General features: G+C 65.7%; 13 protein-coding genes. 8 read left to right on the forward strand and 5 right to left on the reverse strand.

The window, feature by feature from the left end:
- Positions 1-263: 263 nt before the first annotated feature.
- The gene (locus AC0L2F_RS00005; RefSeq protein WP_007614509.1) at positions 264-1184 is read right to left on the reverse strand and encodes a LysR substrate-binding domain-containing protein; all 921 of its coding nucleotides are present in this window, start codon (positions 1182-1184) and stop codon (positions 264-266) included.
- A 124-nt stretch (positions 1185-1308) separates the two neighbouring features.
- On the opposite strand from AC0L2F_RS00005, the gene AC0L2F_RS00010 reads away from it, so the two are divergent.
- From AC0L2F_RS00010 to mdlC, 4 genes are all read left to right on the forward strand, one after another.
- Positions 1309-2478, forward strand: a complete 1170-nt coding sequence (locus AC0L2F_RS00010; protein WP_007614510.1) for an acyl-CoA dehydrogenase family protein — start codon at positions 1309-1311, stop codon at positions 2476-2478.
- Between the two features lie 10 nt (positions 2479-2488).
- Entirely contained in the window at positions 2489-3592 is a 1104-nt protein-coding gene (locus AC0L2F_RS00015) for a CaiB/BaiF CoA transferase family protein (protein WP_473247086.1), read from the forward strand.
- A gap of 15 nt (positions 3593-3607) precedes the next feature.
- Positions 3608-4456, forward strand: a complete 849-nt coding sequence (locus AC0L2F_RS00020) for an HTD2 family dehydratase (protein ID WP_473247087.1) — start codon at positions 3608-3610, stop codon at positions 4454-4456.
- A 139-nt stretch (positions 4457-4595) separates the two neighbouring features.
- Positions 4596-6218 carry a benzoylformate decarboxylase gene (gene mdlC, locus AC0L2F_RS00025; protein WP_473247088.1) on the forward strand — a complete coding sequence of 541 codons (1623 nt, stop codon included), beginning with the start codon at positions 4596-4598 and terminating at the stop codon, positions 6216-6218.
- Positions 6219-6306: 88 nt separating this feature from the next.
- Here mdlC and AC0L2F_RS00030 read toward each other — a convergent pair whose 3' ends face one another.
- Positions 6307-7083, reverse strand: a complete 777-nt coding sequence (locus tag AC0L2F_RS00030; protein ID WP_473247090.1) for an SDR family NAD(P)-dependent oxidoreductase — start codon at positions 7081-7083, stop codon at positions 6307-6309.
- Positions 7084-7159: 76 nt separating this feature from the next.
- On the opposite strand from AC0L2F_RS00030, the gene AC0L2F_RS00035 reads away from it, so the two are divergent.
- Positions 7160-7621, forward strand: coding sequence for a MarR family winged helix-turn-helix transcriptional regulator (locus AC0L2F_RS00035; RefSeq protein ID WP_007614516.1), 462 nt, complete (start codon positions 7160-7162; stop codon positions 7619-7621).
- Between the two features lie 155 nt (positions 7622-7776).
- On the opposite strand, the gene AC0L2F_RS00040 is transcribed toward AC0L2F_RS00035, so the two are convergent.
- Positions 7777-8571: an SDR family oxidoreductase gene (locus AC0L2F_RS00040; RefSeq protein WP_007614517.1), complete on the reverse strand. Its 795-nt coding sequence runs from the start codon at positions 8569-8571 to the stop codon at positions 7777-7779.
- Between the two features lie 51 nt (positions 8572-8622).
- Positions 8623-9318: a PAQR family membrane homeostasis protein TrhA gene (gene trhA, locus AC0L2F_RS00045; RefSeq protein WP_007614518.1), complete on the reverse strand. Its 696-nt coding sequence runs from the start codon at positions 9316-9318 to the stop codon at positions 8623-8625.
- A 185-nt stretch (positions 9319-9503) separates the two neighbouring features.
- Here trhA and AC0L2F_RS00050 point away from each other — a divergent pair, with 185 nt between their 5' ends.
- Both AC0L2F_RS00050 and AC0L2F_RS00055 read left to right on the forward strand, forming a co-directional pair.
- Positions 9504-10973, forward strand: a complete 1470-nt coding sequence (locus AC0L2F_RS00050; protein WP_473247091.1) for a YcjX family GTP-binding protein — start codon at positions 9504-9506, stop codon at positions 10971-10973.
- A complete protein-coding gene (locus AC0L2F_RS00055) occupies positions 10970-11998 on the forward strand; it encodes a YcjF family protein (protein ID WP_473247092.1) in 1029 nt (342 codons plus the stop codon). Before AC0L2F_RS00050 ends, AC0L2F_RS00055 begins: the two co-directional genes overlap by 4 nt.
- Positions 11999-12190: 192 nt before the next feature.
- On the opposite strand, the gene AC0L2F_RS00060 is transcribed toward AC0L2F_RS00055, so the two are convergent.
- Positions 12191-13756: a glycosyltransferase family 39 protein gene (locus AC0L2F_RS00060; RefSeq protein ID WP_473247449.1), complete on the reverse strand. Its 1566-nt coding sequence runs from the start codon at positions 13754-13756 to the stop codon at positions 12191-12193.
- A gap of 344 nt (positions 13757-14100) precedes the next feature.
- Between AC0L2F_RS00060 and AC0L2F_RS00065 the strand changes: the two genes are divergently transcribed.
- Positions 14101-15834, forward strand: coding sequence for an adenylate/guanylate cyclase domain-containing protein (locus AC0L2F_RS00065; protein ID WP_473247093.1), 1734 nt, complete (start codon positions 14101-14103; stop codon positions 15832-15834).
- Positions 15835-16151: the final 317 nt, after the last annotated feature.

Below are 16151 nucleotides of genomic sequence, written 5' to 3' on the forward strand. Positions count from 1 at the left end.
AAAACCTTGGGGTCACCGCTCTCCAGGCAATGCAAAACTCTCCCGGCGGGAGCAAAACATTCTCAAGCTCTGAGGAGCCTGCGAAGCAGGCGTCTCGAAGGGCGAGGCCGAGAGCAGGGCCTGCATCCTTCGAGACGCGCGAAGACGCGCTCCTCAGGATGAGGATAAACGCCTTTCGCGCGGATATAAAATTCCGGCATGACAGCTCGCACAACATGCGATGGGTCGCACACGGCGTACTGTCCTAAACCGCACGGACACATCTAACTCAACTTGATGTCCCAGACCCCGTCCTTGCGGCAGGCGGCGACTTCCTCGCGCAGGAGGGCGGTGACGGCGACCGAGGCCGTCGAGACCGGACGGTCGATCGGAGAGGCGAATATGAGCTCGCGGGTCATCGGCTTCGAGACGACGGCGGTTTCCAGCCGCCCGTCCGCGACCTCGCCGTGGACCGACGAGGGCGGCAGCAGCGCGAAACCGAGGCCTTCCTCGACGAGACTCGTGAGCACGCGGAACGAATCCGCCTCGAGCTGGACGTTGAGCTTGATCTTGCGTTGCGCCGCCGCGTGCTCGATCAGCGCACGGAGGCCGTGGGAATGACTAGGCAGCACCAGCCGTTGCCGCAGCAGCCAGCCGATATCGACGCTCTTCTTGCGCGCCAAGCCACAACCGCGCGGACCCACCGCGACGATGTTGTCGCGGCCGAGGCTTTCCACGTTGAGATGCAGATCGGCGGAGCGGCCGTAGAGGATGGCGAGATCCATCTCGCCGCGATGCAGCCATTCGACCAGATGACCGCTGTAGCTCTCGACGATGCGCAGCGAAATGCCGGGAAACTTTTCGACGCAGCGCCGCGCGAAGCGCGCCGACAGCACGCAGCTCACAGTCGGGACCAGGCCGAGCACGACCTGGCCCGACGGCGGCCCCTTGGAGGACTGGATGTCGTCGCGGATCTGGTCGATCTGCCGCACGATGCCCGAGGTGCGCGCCAGCAACAGGCGGCCGGCATCCGTGAGCACCATGCCGCGGCCGTTGCGGGTGAACAATTCCGTGCGCAGCTCGTGTTCCAGCAGCTTGATTTGCCTGGACAGCGCCGGCTGCGCCACGCGCAACGTGTCGGACGCCTTGGAGAGGCTGCCGAGCTCAGCCACGCAACTGAAGGTCCTGAGCTGACGGAAATCCATGCTTGCCAATCCTGGAAGGCTACTCCATACGCTATAGCAAATGAGCATAGGGGGCTGGCATTGTTTTCACAACGCCAGAGGATCGGCCGGCGTTATCTTGACTGCCGCATATACGGGAAACCCCATGAGTGAAGAACACCACACCGAAGATCACGCCGACATCCGCGAAGCCGTCGCAAAGCTGTGCGCGCAGTTTCCCGGCGAATACTGGCGCAAGCTCGACCGTGAGATGGCCTACCCCAAGGCCTTCGTCGACGCGCTGACCGAGGCCGGCTATCTCTCGGTGCTGATCCCCGAGGAATATGGCGGCGCGGGCCTGAAGCTTTCAGCGGCCGCGGCGATCCTCGAAGAGATCCAGCGCGCGGGCTGCAACGGCGGCGGCTGCCACGCCCAGATGTACACGATGGGCACCGTGCTGCGGCACGGCAATGACGAGCAGAAGGCAAAATATCTGCCGAAGGTGGCGAGCGGCGAATTGCGGCTGCAGGCTTTCGGCGTCACCGAGCCGACCAGCGGCACCGACACCACCTCGCTGAAGACCTTCGCGCGCAAGGACGGCAATGCCGGTTACGTCGTCAACGGCCAGAAGATCTGGACCAGCCGCGCCGAACATTCCGACCTGATGCTCCTGCTGGCGCGGACCACGCCGAAGGACCAGGTCAAGAAGCGCACCGACGGCCTTTCAGTGTTCATCGTCGACATGCGTGAGGCCAAGAACAAGGGCCTCGAGATCCGCCCGATCCGCACCATGATGAACCACGCCACCACCGAAGTGTTCTTTACCGACATGAAGGTGCCGGCGGAGAATCTGATCGGCGAAGAGGGCAAGGGCTTTCGCTACATCCTCTCCGGCATGAATGCCGAACGGATCCTGATCGCGGCCGAATGCGTCGGCGATGCCAAATGGTTCATCGCAAAGGCCACCAACTACGCCAAGGAGCGCAGCGTTTTCGGCCGGCCGATCGGCCAGAATCAAGGCATCCAGTTCCCGATCGCCAAGGCCTACGCCGCGATGCGCGCGGCCGAATTGATGGTGAAGGAAGCCACGCGCAAATACGAGGCAGGCCTCGACTGCGGCGCGGAGGCCAACATGGCCAAGATGCTCGCGGCCGATGCGTCCTGGGAAGCGGCCAATGCCTGCGTCCAGACCCATGGCGGCTTCGGCTTCGCCGAGGAATACGACGTCGAGCGCAAATTTCGCGAGACGCGGCTCTATCAGGTCGCGCCGATCTCGACCAATCTCGTGCTGTCCTTCATCGCCGAGCACGTCCTCGGCATGCCCCGCTCGTACTGAGGCAGCCATCATGGGCGCACTTGACGGGATGAGGGTGATTGCGGTCGAGCAGGCGGTGGCAGCACCGTTCTGTTCGTCGCGGCTGGCGGATGCCGGCGCGGAAGTCATCAAGATCGAGCGGCCCGAAGGCGATTTCGCCCGCGGCTATGACGCGGCAGCCAAGGGCCAGAGCAGCTACTTCGTGTGGCTCAACCGCGGCAAGCAATCGGCGGTGGTCGATCTCGCAACCAAGGAAGGTTGCGCCGAGCTGGAGAGACTGATCGCGAGCGCGGACGTGCTGATCCAGAACCTCAAGCCGGGCTCGATGGACAAGCTCGGCTTTTCGCGCGAGCGGCTGCTGAAGGATTATCCCAAACTGATCTCGTGCACGATCACCGGCTATGGCGACGAGGGTCCCTATGCGCACCGCAAGGCCTATGATCTCCTGATCCAGGCCGAGAGCGGCCTTGCCTCGATCACCGGCAATCCCGACGGTGCCTCGCGGGTCGGCATGTCCATCGTCGACGTCGCGACCGGCGCCACCGCGCATGCGGCGATCCTGGAGGCGCTGATTGGGCGCGGGCGCACCGGCAAGGGCGCCGACATCCGGATCTCCATGTTCGACGTGATGGCGGATTGGTGCACCGTGCCGCTGCTCAACTCGGAAGCCGGTAATCCGCCCAAGCGCATGGGCCTGCGCCATCCCTCGATCGCGCCCTATGGCGTGTTCACGTCCAGCGATGACAAGGACATTCTGATCTCGATCCAGAGCGAGCGCGAGTGGAAGACGCTTTGCGCAAAAGTGCTGGAGCAGCCGGATCTGCCCGCCGATCCGCGCGTTGCCAACATGGTCGAGCGCGTGCGCAACCGCGACTTCACCGACAAGACGGTCGCGGATGCCTTCAGCAAGATGACGCGCGACGAGCTATTGAAGCGGCTGTCCGAGGCCGACATCGCCTTTGCCGAGGTCAACACCATGGCCGACCTCACCAAGCATCCGCATCTGCGCCGCATCGAGGTGGACACCCCGCAGGGACGTGTCAGCTATCCCGCGCCGGCGCCGATCATTGTCGGCGAGACGCGCAGCTATGGTGCGGTGCCGGGGATCGGCGAAAATCCCCAATCCAAGAAATAACGAGAGCGAGGCGTCATGACCGAAAAGCTCGACATCGATCACCTCAGGCAATGGATCGGCCGCAGCGAAGAGGCCACCGACACCGTCACCGCGCAGCTCGTGAAGGGTCTGCGCGCGACGCTGTTCCAGGAGGTCGGCTCGCCCAAGGCCGGCGATGCGGCGCCGTTCACGGTGCATTGGTGCCTGGCGCAGCCGGTGTTTCCGATGTCGATGCTCGGCCCCGACGGCCACCCCACCCGCGGCGGCTTCCTGCCGCCAGTGCCGCTGCCGCGCCGGATGTGGGCCGGCGGCGAGATCGAGTTTCTCGAGCCGCTGCGCGTCGGCGACGAATCGACGCGGACCTCGCGCATTGCCGACGTGCAGGTGAAGACCGGCTCGACCGGCACGCTGTGCTTCGTCTCGGTCGAGCACAGCATCTCCTCGCCGCGCGGCGTCGCCATCCGCGAGCGGCAGGACATCGTCTATCGCGAGATGACGACGGCGCCCGCGCCGGCGAAGGCGCCGCCTCCGCCGCCCAAGGCCCAGCATCGCGAGACGCATGTCTCCGATCCCGTGCTGCTGTTTCGTTATTCCGCGCTGACCTTCAACGGCCACCGCATCCATTACGACCGCGACTATGTCACCAAGGTCGAGGGCTATCCCGGCCTGATCTTCCACGGGCCGTTGCAGGCGGCGCTCATCGTGGAGATGGCGGCGAAACTGCACGGCGGCAAGGCGCCTAAGAAGTTCACCTATCGCGGCTTGCAGCCGCTGTTCGAGGGCAGCGAGTTCTCCATCAACGCCAACGAGACCGCCGATGGGATGGAGCTGTGGACCGCGAACGCGGAGGGGCAGCCGACCATGAAGGGGACGGCGGTGTGGTGATACACTGCTGCTAGACCCTCACCCTGAGGAGCGCGCCCTTCGCGCGCGTCTCGAAGGGCGAGGCCACCAGCCGGGCCTTCATCCTTCGAGACGCGCGAAGACGCGCTCCTCAGGATGAGGAGTTAGAGGGACGGAAACCATGTCAAAAAACGGCAAAGCAAACGCCAAATCCGTCACCGTCAAGCAGGCGACGCTCGACCTGCTGCGCTCCTTCGGCATCAGACGCGTGTTCGGCAACCCTGGATCGACCGAGCTGCCGTTCCTGAGCGACTGGCCCGACGACATCGACTACGTGCTGGCGCTTCAGGAAGCCTCCGCGGTGGGCATGGCCGATGGTTATGCGCAGGCGACGCGCAATGCCGGCTTCGTCAATCTGCATTCGGCCGCCGGCGTCGGCAACGCGCTCGGCAACATCTACACCGCGCATCGCAACCAGACGCCGCTGGTGATCACGGCGGGCCAGCAGGCGCGCTCGATCCTCCCGTTGCAGGCGTTCCTCTATGCGGAGCGTGCATCCGAATTTCCGCGGCCTTATGTGAAGTACAGCGTGGAGCCGGCGCGGCCCGAGGACGTTCCGGCCGCGATCGCGCGCGCCTATTACACCGCGATGCAGCCGCCATGCGGGCCCACCTTCGTCTCGATCCCGGTCGACGACTGGGCGCATGCGACCGCGCCCATCGAAGCACGCAAGGTCAGCCGCGAGATCGGGCCCGAGGCTGACGCGATGACGGCGCTGGTCACCGCGCTCGGCTCGGCCAGGCACCCTGCCCTCGTCGTCGGCCCCGGCGTCGATCGCGCCGGTGCGGTCGACCTGATGGTGCGCGTCGCCGAGAAGGCCAGGGCCAGCGTCTGGGTCAGCCCGTTTTCGGCGCGCTGCTCGTTCCCGGAACGCCATCCGCAATTCGCGGGCTTCCTGCATGCCTCGCCGGCGCAATTGTCCGACGCGCTGCGCGAGCACGACCTCGTCCTCGTGATCGGCGCGCCGGTGTTCACCTTCCACGTCGAAGGCCACGCCGCGATCTTCGACGGCGGCGCGACGATCTTCCAGATCACGGATGACCCGGATGCCGCAGCGGTGACGCCGGTCGGCACCAGCATCATCGCGACGATGAAGCCGGCGCTCACGGCGCTGCTCGAGCTCCTGCCCGAGAGCAAGCGCGCCGCACCAAAGGGGCGTACGCTGCCGCCGGCCCCGCAAGCCGGCGATCCGCTGCCGGTCGAATTCCTGCTGCATTCGCTGTCGCAGGCGATGCCGGATGGCGCGTCGCTGGTCGAGGAAATCCCTTCGCACCGGCCGGCGATGCAAAAGTTCATGCCGATGCGCGGCCAGGACAGTTTTTACACCATGGCGAGCGGCGGCCTCGGCTACTCGCTTCCGGCCGCGGTCGGCATGGCGCTTGGCAAGCCGACGAGCCGCACCGTGTGCCTGATCGGCGACGGCTCGGCGATGTATTCGATCCAGGCGCTGTGGACCGCCGCGCAGCGCAAGCTGCCGCTCACCATCATCGTCATCAACAATTCCGGCTACGGCGCGATGCGCTCGTTCAGCCAGGTGATGCAGGTGAGGAACGTGCCGGGACTCGAGCTGCCGGGGATCGATTTCGTCCGGCTTGCCGAGGGCATGGGTTGCGATGCGGTGCGGGTGACGAAGGCAGCGGAGCTGGGCGACGCGCTCAAGCGCGGGATGGCATTCGAAGGGACCAGCCTCGTCGAGGTGATCGTCGATTCGGCGGTGCCGGTGCTGTACGGGCAGAAGCATTGACCGTGCCGTAGCCCGGATGGAGCGCAGCGTAATCCGGGAATCGTGCCACACGCGAATCCGCCCCGGATTACGCTACGCTCCATCCGGGCTACGAAGCGAGGAACCCCCCATCCGCCGCCAGCACATGCCCGACGACATAGGACGCCGCGTCGGACGATAGCCACACCACCGCCTCGGCCACCTCCTCCGGGCTCCCCATCCGTCGCAGCGGCAGGCCCGCGCTGACGGTTGCGACATCGCCGACACCGGCGCGCAGCATCATGTCGGTGACGACGCGGCCGGGAGCGACGGCGTTGATACGGATGCCACGTGGAGCGTTCTCCATCGCAGCAGAACGTGTCAGGGAGATCGCCGCGGCCTTGGATGCCGAGTAGAGCGAGAAGCCGGGATTGGGATTGCGCACGCCGCTGACGGAGGCGTTGACGACGATGCTGCCGCGGCCTTGCGCGAGCATGACCGGCAATTGATGGCGCAGGCACAGGAACAGCGCTCGGACATTGGTGTCGAACACGCTGTCGTAGACATCCGTGCCCTGCTCCTCCAGCGGCGCGCGCCGCTCCTGGAAGCCGGCATTGTTGAAGGCGACGTCGAGCCGGCCGCATCGCTCGACCGCCGTGGCAACGAGGCGCGCGACGTCGTCCTCGCGCGTGATGTCGGTCTTGAACGCGATGGCGTTCGCACCGAGTTCGCGGCACGCCGCGGCGGTGGCGTCGATCTCGGCTTCGCGCCGGCCCGCCAAGACAATCGCCTCCGCGCCTTCGGACGCCATTCGCAACGCCGTGGCACGGCCGATGCCGCTGCCGCCGCCCGTCACCAGGCAGACCTTGCCGCTCATCCGCACCCCCGCAGGCAAAGCTCCGCTCATGGCTCACTCCAAAACGCTTGCACGCGCCGTTGCGCGCATATAGTTGTATGGTACAACTATATCCGCGGAGTCAAGCATGACCAGGCTGTCGCTGATCGACGACATTCGCGCGGCCTCGCGCCTGATGGTGCGCGAGCTCGGCTTCATGGATGCGACCGTGGCGGCATCGGACTATCCGCCGTCGGCCGTGCACACGATCCTGGAGATCGGTATCCGGGGGCCGATGAATTCCGGCGAGCTCGGCGATTTCCTGCGGCTGGAGAAATCGAGCGTCAGCCGCCTGGTGCGCAAGCTGATCGACTGCGGCGAGCTGCGGGAAACGCCCGATGCGGCCGACGCGCGCAGCAAGCTGCTGTCACTGACCGCGAAGGGCCGCCGCACGCTGGAGGCGCTGCACGCGTTCGGACGGCAGCAGGTGAGTGGTGCACTGGCCGCACTGACAGAGGCCGAGCAGCGCACGGTCCGGGAAGGGATGATGCTCTATGCGCGGGCTTTGCGGCAGAGCCGGGTGGAGGGCGAGGTGGAGTCGGCGGCGTAGCTACCAGCATCGTCCTGGCGAAAGCCAGGACCCATTACCCCAGGAAGTAGTTTGGCGAAGACTTGTCGTTCGGTACTGCTACCACGGCAAGATCGGTAGACCTCGCGGTATGGGTCCTGGCCTTCGCCAGGACGACACCGAAATTGTAGCCCAGCCTACGTCCCGAAATCTTCCCGCATCCTGGCCTGGATCTTGGCCATGCCGCCGATCCAGCGGTCATAGTTCTCGGTCTTCTTGCGCATGTAGCCGAGCACCTGCGGGTGCGGCAGGATCAAGAAGGTCTCCTGCTCGAGGCCGGCGAGCACGTCCCTGGCGACCTGCTCGGGCGAGAGGTCACCGTCGCCGGATTGCGGGCCCTTGGGAATCGAACGCAGCATGTTGGTATCGACGCCCTGCGGGCAGAGGATCGAGACCCGGATGTTGTGAGCCTTGTGCGAGATCGCGAGATTTTCGGCAAAGCCGACCGCGGCATGCTTGGTGGTGGAGTAAGCCGGACTGCCGACCTGCGACAGCAGGCCCGCGGCCGAGATGGTGTTGAGGAAATAACCGCCGCCGCGCGCCTTCATGCGCGGGATCAGATGCCGCGCCGCATAGACATGCGCCATGACGTGGATCGCCCAGCTGCGCTGCCACGGCTCATCCGAGGCGCCACCGGCATTGACCGACATCGGATCGAAGCCGCCGCCGATGCCCGCATTGGAGCAGAACAATTCGATCGGGCCGAACAGCCGCTCGGTCTCCTCGATGACGTGGGAAATATCCTTTTCCTGCGCGACATCGCATTTGAAGGCCGCGCCATCCACCGTGGCTGCGACCGCCCTCGCATTGTCCGCGTCCATATCGGCCACGACGACCTTGGCCGCACCGGCCTTGTGAAACGCTTCGCACAGCGCCTTGCCGATGCCGTTGGCGCCGCCCGTGACGACCACGACCTTGCCGGTCACCTGCATGCGACGTCTCCTCTTTTTTTATACTCGCTTATTCCGCTTCGCGGAGCTTGCTCAGCTCAACACGAGGTCGAGCACCGCGGTATAATGGCATGCCGCGCCGGCCAAGACAAAGCCGTGCCAGATCGCATTCTGGAAGCGCAGCCGCCGCCAGGCATGAAAGATCACGCCAAAGCTGTAGAGCAGTCCGCCCGCAAGGATGAAGCCCAGCACCAGCGCAGGCAACGCCTTGACCACGGAATCGTAGAGCATCACGCCGCTCCAGCCCATCGCGAGATAGATGCCGACCGCGACGCGGTCGAACCGGCCGGGATAGAGAAGCTTCAGCACGATGCCGAGGATCGCCACGCACCAGACGCCGGCGAGCAGCACCAGCGCGAAGGCGCTGTCCTTCACCTCCAGGATGAACGGCGTGTAGGTCGCCGCAATCAGGAGATAGATCGCCGAATGGTCGAAGCGCCGCAGCAGCCATTTGGCCGGCGAGACGGGCCAGAGATTATAGGTCGCCGACAACACCAGCATCGAGAGCAGGCCGGCGACGTAGATCGAGACGCCGAGGATGTCGGTCCCGTCGGCAAAGAGCACCGTCAGCACCACCAGCACGGTCGCGGCAATGATGCCGCAGAGCACGCCGATCGCGTGGATCACGCCGTCGGCGATCAACTCGGCGCGGTCGTAATGCCAGCCGACCGCGTCAGCGGCTGCGTGGACGGAGAAGGATGCGAGCTGTTTCAGTTGGAAGACAGTCATGGCAATCCGGAGGCAAGGAAGGGGCCACTTTTCTATGGGTCTTTCGGCATCGGCGCGTCGTTCAAATAGCTGATTTGCCGATAAAGGCGGTGGAAGTGTGAAGCTTGATTTTCCTCAGGCAGTTGCCATTTTTGTGATTAGTCCGTTTTGCGTATTTGCCCCCCGCCCGAGACCCTCTCGTTCACATGGCATTCAGTTTCCAGGATATCGTCGAAGAAGCGCGGCTGTCGGCGAGGGCGCTGATCGACTACGGCGAGCATTTCTTCAATCCGACGGTACGATTGGGGGTCACCGGCCTGTCCCGGGCCGGCAAGACGGTGTTCATCACCGCGCTGATCCACGGCCTCACGCGCGGTGGGCGGTTTCCGGTCTTCGAGGCCTATTCATCCGGGCGGATCGCGCGGGCGCATCTGGCGCCGCAGCCGGACGACGCCGTGCCGCGCTTTGCCTATGAGAGCCATCTTCGCGCGCTGATCGAGGAGCGGCGCTGGCCGAACTCGACTGTCGACATCAGCGAGCTCAGGCTCGTCATCGACTACCAGCGCCAGAACGGCGCCGACCGCACGCTGACGCTCGACATCGTCGACTATCCCGGCGAGTGGCTGCTCGACCTGCCGCTGCTCCAGAAGAGTTTTGAGCAATGGTCGGCCGAAAGTCTCGCCCTGTCGCGCGAGGCGCCGCGCGTCCATCTGGCCGCGGACTGGCACGCGCATCTCGCAACGCTCAAACCCGAAGCGCGCGAGGACGAGCAGGCGACGCTCACGGCCGCAAAGCTCTTCAGGGGCTATTTGCAAGGCTGCCGCGACGAGCGGTTTGCGATGAGCCTGCTGCCGCCCGGCCGCTTCCTGATGCCGGGCAATCTCGCCGACACGCCGGCGCTGACCTTTGCTCCGCTCGACGTGCCCGCGGGCGGCCAGGCGCCGGAGGGATCGCTGTGGGCGATGATGGTGCGCCGCTATGAGGCCTACAAGGACGTCGTGGTGCGGCCGTTCTTCCGGGATCACTTTGCCCGGCTCGATCGCCAGATCGTGCTGGCCGACGCGCTCGCCGCGTTCAACGCCGGCCCCGAAGCGCTGCACGATCTCGAAGCCGCACTCGCGGGCATTCTCGACTGCTTCAACATCGGCCGCAGCACGATCCTCTCCGGCCTGTTTCGGCCGCGGATCGACCGCGTGCTGTTCGCGGCGACCAAGGCCGATCATCTGCATCATTCCAGCCACGACCGGCTCGAGGCCGTGCTGCGCCGCGCCGTCTCGGGAGCCGTTGCGCGCGCGGAAACTACCGGCGCGGTGATCGACGTCGTCGCGCTTGCCGCCGTCCGCGCTACCCGCGAGGCGCAGGTTGCGCATGGCCGTGACAAATTGCCGTCGATCCTGGGAACGCCGGCCGCAGGCGAAAGCGCCAGCGGCGAGTTCTTCGACGGCAACACCGAGGTGGCAACCTTTCCGGGCGACCTGCCGCTGGATCCCGAGCCCCTGTTCAACGGCACCGACGCGTTCCGCGGGCTCTCGACCGAGGCCGCCGAGAAGAGCGATTTTCGTTTCCTGCGTTTTCGTCCGCCAAAGCTCGAACGCGAGGGGGACGACCAGCCGGCGCTGCCTCACATCCGCCTCGACCGTGCCTTGCAGTTCCTGATCGGAGACAAATTGTCATGAACGACCGATCGAAGCCACGGCGGCCGGCAACGTTCCGGCTCGACGATCCCGGCGTCGTCGTCACCGAGGCCGACGAGACGACCCGGCTCGGCCGCACCACCATCCAGATCACGCCGGAGCCCGATCCGGCGAATTTTCCGGTGCCGATCGCAGCGACGCTTCCGGCGCGGCGCGGCTTTCCCTGGGGCACATTGTTCTGGTCCGGCGTTGCCGGGCTGACGCTGCTCGGGGTCGGGCTCGGCGTCGTCCGTCTGATCGAGGATCTGTTTGCGCGCAGCGAAAGCCTCGGCTTCGTCGGACTGGCGCTTGCCTCCGTCACCGCGCTTGCGCTCGCGGTGGTGACCGGACGCGAGGCTTTCGGGCTGGCGCGGCTGGCAACGATCGAGAAGCTGCATCAGCGCGCAGCCGCCGTCCTTGCCAGCGACGACCGCAAGGAGAGCCGAATCATCGTGCAGGATCTGCTTAAGATCGCGCACCAGAACCCGCAGCTCGCGCGCGCCCGTGCCGCACTGGAGAGCCACGCCGGCGAGATCATCGACGGCGCCGACATGATCCGGCTCGCCGAGCGCGAATTGATGTCGCCGCTGGACATCGAGGCGCGGCGGCTGGTGTCGTCAGCCGCGCAAAAGGTCTCGATCGTGACAGCGGTTTCGCCCCGCGCGCTGATCGACGTGTTGTTCGTGTTCGTGGCGTCGCTCAGATTGATCCGCCAGCTCGCTTTTCTCTACGGTGGCCGTCCCGGCGCACTCGGCATGATCCGCCTGCTCCGCCACGTCATCGCCCATCTCGCCATCACCGGCGGCATGGCGGCGAGCGACAGTCTGGTGCAGCAGATGCTCGGCCATGGGATTGCGGCGAAGCTGTCGCAGCGACTGGGCGAAGGCATGCTGAACGGATTGCTGACGGCGCGGCTAGGCCTCGCTGCGATCGACGTCACACGGCCGCTGCCGTTCGCGGCGCTGCCACCGCCGAAGCTGTCGGACCTCGCGACCGATCTGTTGCGAAAGAAGGACGAGGAGGAGTAGCGCTCTGTTCGCGCGACGCAACCGCTGTTCCCTCTCCCCTTGTGGGAGAGGGTGGCTCGCCGCAAAGCGGCGAGACGGGTGAGGGGTTCTCTCCTCGAGTCCAACTCTCATTCGAATTTGCGGAGAGATACCCCTCATCCGGCGCTTCGCGCCACCTTCTCCCACAAGGGGAGAAGGAAGAAGGCCGCCTTGCTAGGCGAGCGTACGTCGCTCGAATTCTCCCGCCAGCACGCGCCACTGGAACAGCGGCGAGTCCTTCGGTGGTGAAAGCTCCGGAGTCCAGCCGGTGAGCTTTTCCAGCGTGTACGTGTCCATCACGAGTCCGCGCCAGCGGCGCTCGACCTGACCGAGCGGCTCGCGCCTGGCGGGGATGTTCTCCCAAAGCGGCGAGCGGTTGTCTGGCTCGCGCCCAACATAAATGCCGGCGTGGCCCTTGATCCGATCCATGCCGGGATCACGAAAATCCTGGAAGCGGCCGCGCTCGTTGATCTCGATCACGGGCACGCGGCCCCTGAACAGCCAGCGCATCATGGCATAGGTGCGGTAGTCCGTGGTTGCGATCCAGGTCGCGCCGGTCTCGTCCAATGCGGCCTGTGCGCGCGCGGCGACCTGCTCGTAACCGGACTCGGCACCGATCGGATCGATCTTGCCGAGCAAATTCCAGGGCGCGGCGACGTAGTAGAGGAACACGATGGCGACAAAGGCGATGCCCGAGACCACCGCCGTGTTGGCCCAGAACAGCGCCGACTTGAGCATCCGCGCCGATCTTCCTTCACGCGACAGCATGGTGAGGTTGACAGCGGCGGCGGCGAAGCCGACCGGCCACATGAACATCGGCCAGGTGTCGCCGACGCGGAGGGTCAGGGATTTCAAGAGGAAATAGAGAAACGGCACCAGCACCGCGGTCGACAGCAAAATTGCGACCGGCTCGCGCGTGCGGTAGCCGCGCCACGCCGTCAGCACCACCCCTGTGAGCACCACCGGCAGCATGACGAAGCCGACCAGACCGAATTGCAAGCCGATGTAATCGCCGAAGGTGCGGAGCGAAATGCCGTAGCTGGTAGTGGCGCGCACGCCCTGGAAGCGGATCGCGGCCCAGTCGTGCTGCACGTTCCAGATCAGGACGGGCGAGAATACGGCAATTGCGATCAGGACCGCGAGATACGGATAGGGGCTGCGCAGCCAGCGCCAGCGCCAATCCGGCACCAGCAGAAAGGCGGCAACCGCCGGCGCGAACATGATCACGGTGAATTTCGACAGCATCGCCAGCCCGGCGAACAGGCCGGCCGCGAGCCACCAGCAGCCGTCGCCGCCCTGCGCAAGCCGCACCAGGCACCACATCATCGCCACCGCAAGCGGGATCATGGCGACATCGGGCGCGACCTTCGCCATCAGCAGCCCGTAATAGAGCGCGGCCTCCGGCATCAGCACCGCGAGCACGACGGCGCGCATGTCGTGGGTGAGGCGGCGAACGATATCGGCGAGCAGGAGCTGCGTCACCAGCATCGCGACGATGCCGCCAAAGCGCACACCGAGCGTGGTGTCGCCGAAGATCGCGGTGCCGAACCGGATCAGCCAGGCGATGCCGGGAGGATGATCCAGGAAGCTGAGCGCCGTCTCCCGCGACCAGGTCCAGTAATAGGCCTCGTCCGTGCGCAGCTCGATGGCCGAGGCGTAGACGATGCGCAGCAGCGTCATCGCGGCGATGATTACCGCGGCCATGACGAGCGGCCGGCGCGCCGCGCCGGCGGGGGGCATCGTGATGTCGGGAGCTGTCGTCACGGCGGCGCTTTTCGCCAACCTGGGAGGGGGAGTCAATGTTGGGGGGTGGATCGGCCTGTTGCGCTGTCGTCCCGGACAAGCGAAGCGCTGATCCGGGACCCATAACCACAGGGAGGGGTTTGGCGAAGACCCGTAGCTACCAGCCCGTGCCACAACGACTCCCTGTGGCTATGGGTCCCGGATCTGCGCGCCGCCATGCGGCGCTTGTCCGGGACGACAATGGAGTAATTCCTGCCGCGGATGTGATCCCGCGAACCGATCGAGCCCGGAATTAAACGCGGCGCTGGCTGTTCTCCTTCATGAACTGATACAACAGAATCATGGCCGCAACCGCATCCTCCCGATTTTCCGAGCTTTCCCGCGCCATCAGCTTGCGCCAGGTGCGGCTGGTCTGCGGCGTCATCCTGTTCGCCTATGTGGTCAGCCATTTCCTCAACCATGCACTCGGCAACATCTCGGTCGATGCCATGGAGATCGGGGTCACCTACCACACGCTGTTCTGGCAGTTCCTGCCGGTTGCGATCGTGTTCTACACGGCGGCGCTGACGCATATGGGGCTCGGCATCTATGCACTGTATCAGCGCCGGCAGTTCCGCTGGCGGACGGTCGAGCCGCTGCAGCTCGTGCTGGGCTTGAGCATCCCCGCGCTGGTCATGGCGCATGTAATCGGGGTGCGGCTCGGCCAGACGCTTTACGGACACCAGAAACTCTATCCGCAGGAACTCTATCTGTTCTTCGTCGCGTCGAACCGTATCTGGACCATGACGGTCCTGCTTCTCATCGCCTGGGTGCACGGCTGCATCGGCATCTATTTCTGGCTTCGCCTCAAACCGTTCTTCACGCGCGCGGCGCCCTATCTGCTCGCGGCGGCCGTGCTGATCCCGACGCTGTCGCTGCTGGGTGTCTACCAGGGTGGCCGCAGCGTCGAGGTCGAGGCCGACGACGGGGAATGGCGGACGCACAATCTCACGCGCCGCCAGGTCGGCACGGCGGCCGAGGCCACGACGCTCGACCGCATCACCGGCGGCCTTACCGCCGGTTATCTCGGATTGCTCGCCTTGGCGCTGGCCGCACGCGGCGTACGGGCCTTGCGCGAACGACGCGGTGGCATGATCGCGCTGTCCTACGGCAACGGCAAGACGGTGCGCGTCCCCAAGGGCCTCTCCGTGCTGGAGGCGAGCCTGCGCCACAATGTGCCGCATGCCAGCGTCTGCGGTGGCCGCGCCCGCTGCTCGACCTGCCGCATCCGCATCATCGGCGATCACGGCGCCCTGCCCGAGCCGTCGCAGCGCGAGGCGTTCGTGCTGACCCGTGTCGGCACCAGCGACCCCTCGATCAGGCTCGCCTGCCAGCTGCGGCCGACGTCGGATCTCTCCTTCTTCCAGCTCTTCACCGCGCATACCCTGACGGCGAGCTCGCAGGCCTCGACGCCCGCCAGAATCGGCCAGGAGCGCTATCTCGTCAGCCTGTTCGTGGACATGCGCGGCTCGACGCAGCTGGCCGAGAAGCGGCTGCCGTTCGACACCGTCTTCATCGTCAACCGCTTCCTCGGCGCCGTCTCGCAGGCGGTCATCGAGAATGGCGGCCAGCCAAACCAATTCGTCGGCGACGGCATGCTGGCGCTGTTCGGACTGAGCGCCGATCCGCAAGAAGCCTGCCGGCAGGCGCTGAAGGCCGCAGCCGGCATCGCCAGGCAAATCGACGAGCTCAACGAGCTCCTGAGCCACGATCTGCGCCAGCCGATCCGCTTCGGCATCGGCATCCACGGCGGCGAGGTCATCATCGGCGACATCGGCTATCGCGATCACATCGTCTTCACGGCGCTGGGCGATGCCGTCAACGTCGCGGCCCGGCTCCAGGACATGACCAAGACACTGGCCTGCGAAGCGGTCGTGTCGGAGGAAGTCCGCCGCACCGCCGGCCTTGCCGAGGATGCGCTGCCACAGCAGGAGGTCCCGATCCGCGGCCGCGACGAACCCATGGCCGTGCGCGTCGTCGCGGACGCCAGGCAGTTGTCGGCGCTCGTCGATCACGGCGAACGCGTCGCGGCGTAAGGCGGCCACTGAGGCGGAGCGCTCCCTCTCCCGCTTGCGGGAGAGGGTCGGGGAGAGGGTGTCTCCGCAACGGGGCAATCCCCCAGAGGAGAAAACCCTCACCCGCACCTTCGGCGCGACCTCTCCCGCAAGCGGGAGAGGTGCACCGTCGTCGCGGCTACGGCTCGGCTCAATCTCCTTGCAAGCGAAACACCGGCTTGCTGCAACGCAGCGGCATGGGCCTGCTGCGAAAGCACGAATTGACTTCAACTGAGTCGTTGCGACACATGGACGCGAGATGGCGGTGATGACCGCCATCAACGAAAAGCTCCGGGAGG

Source organism: Bradyrhizobium sp. Ken64 (assembly GCF_055807555.1).

Excerpts from the sequence above, each read along its gene's own strand:
- mdlC (WP_473247088.1), top strand. The coding sequence starts at position 4,596 with ATGTCAAAAAACGGCAAAGCAAACGCCAAATCCGTCACCGTCAAGCAG.
- AC0L2F_RS00010 (WP_007614510.1), top strand. The coding sequence starts at position 1,309 with ATGAGTGAAGAACACCACACCGAAGATCACGCCGACATCCGCGAAGCC.
- AC0L2F_RS00015 (WP_473247086.1), top strand. The coding sequence starts at position 2,489 with ATGGGCGCACTTGACGGGATGAGGGTGATTGCGGTCGAGCAGGCGGTG.
- AC0L2F_RS00030 (WP_473247090.1), bottom strand. The coding sequence starts at position 7,083 with ATGAGCGGAGCTTTGCCTGCGGGGGTGCGGATGAGCGGCAAGGTCTGC.
- AC0L2F_RS00035 (WP_007614516.1), top strand. The coding sequence starts at position 7,160 with ATGACCAGGCTGTCGCTGATCGACGACATTCGCGCGGCCTCGCGCCTG.
- trhA (WP_007614518.1), bottom strand. The coding sequence starts at position 9,318 with ATGACTGTCTTCCAACTGAAACAGCTCGCATCCTTCTCCGTCCACGCA.
- AC0L2F_RS00065 (WP_473247093.1), top strand. The coding sequence starts at position 14,101 with ATGGCCGCAACCGCATCCTCCCGATTTTCCGAGCTTTCCCGCGCCATC.
- AC0L2F_RS00005 (WP_007614509.1), bottom strand. The coding sequence starts at position 1,184 with ATGGATTTCCGTCAGCTCAGGACCTTCAGTTGCGTGGCTGAGCTCGGC.
- AC0L2F_RS00050 (WP_473247091.1), top strand. The coding sequence starts at position 9,504 with ATGGCATTCAGTTTCCAGGATATCGTCGAAGAAGCGCGGCTGTCGGCG.
- AC0L2F_RS00040 (WP_007614517.1), bottom strand. The coding sequence starts at position 8,571 with ATGCAGGTGACCGGCAAGGTCGTGGTCGTCACGGGCGGCGCCAACGGC.
- AC0L2F_RS00060 (WP_473247449.1), bottom strand. The coding sequence starts at position 13,756 with ATGCCCCCCGCCGGCGCGGCGCGCCGGCCGCTCGTCATGGCCGCGGTA.
- AC0L2F_RS00020 (WP_473247087.1), top strand. The coding sequence starts at position 3,608 with ATGACCGAAAAGCTCGACATCGATCACCTCAGGCAATGGATCGGCCGC.
- AC0L2F_RS00055 (WP_473247092.1), top strand. The coding sequence starts at position 10,970 with ATGAACGACCGATCGAAGCCACGGCGGCCGGCAACGTTCCGGCTCGAC.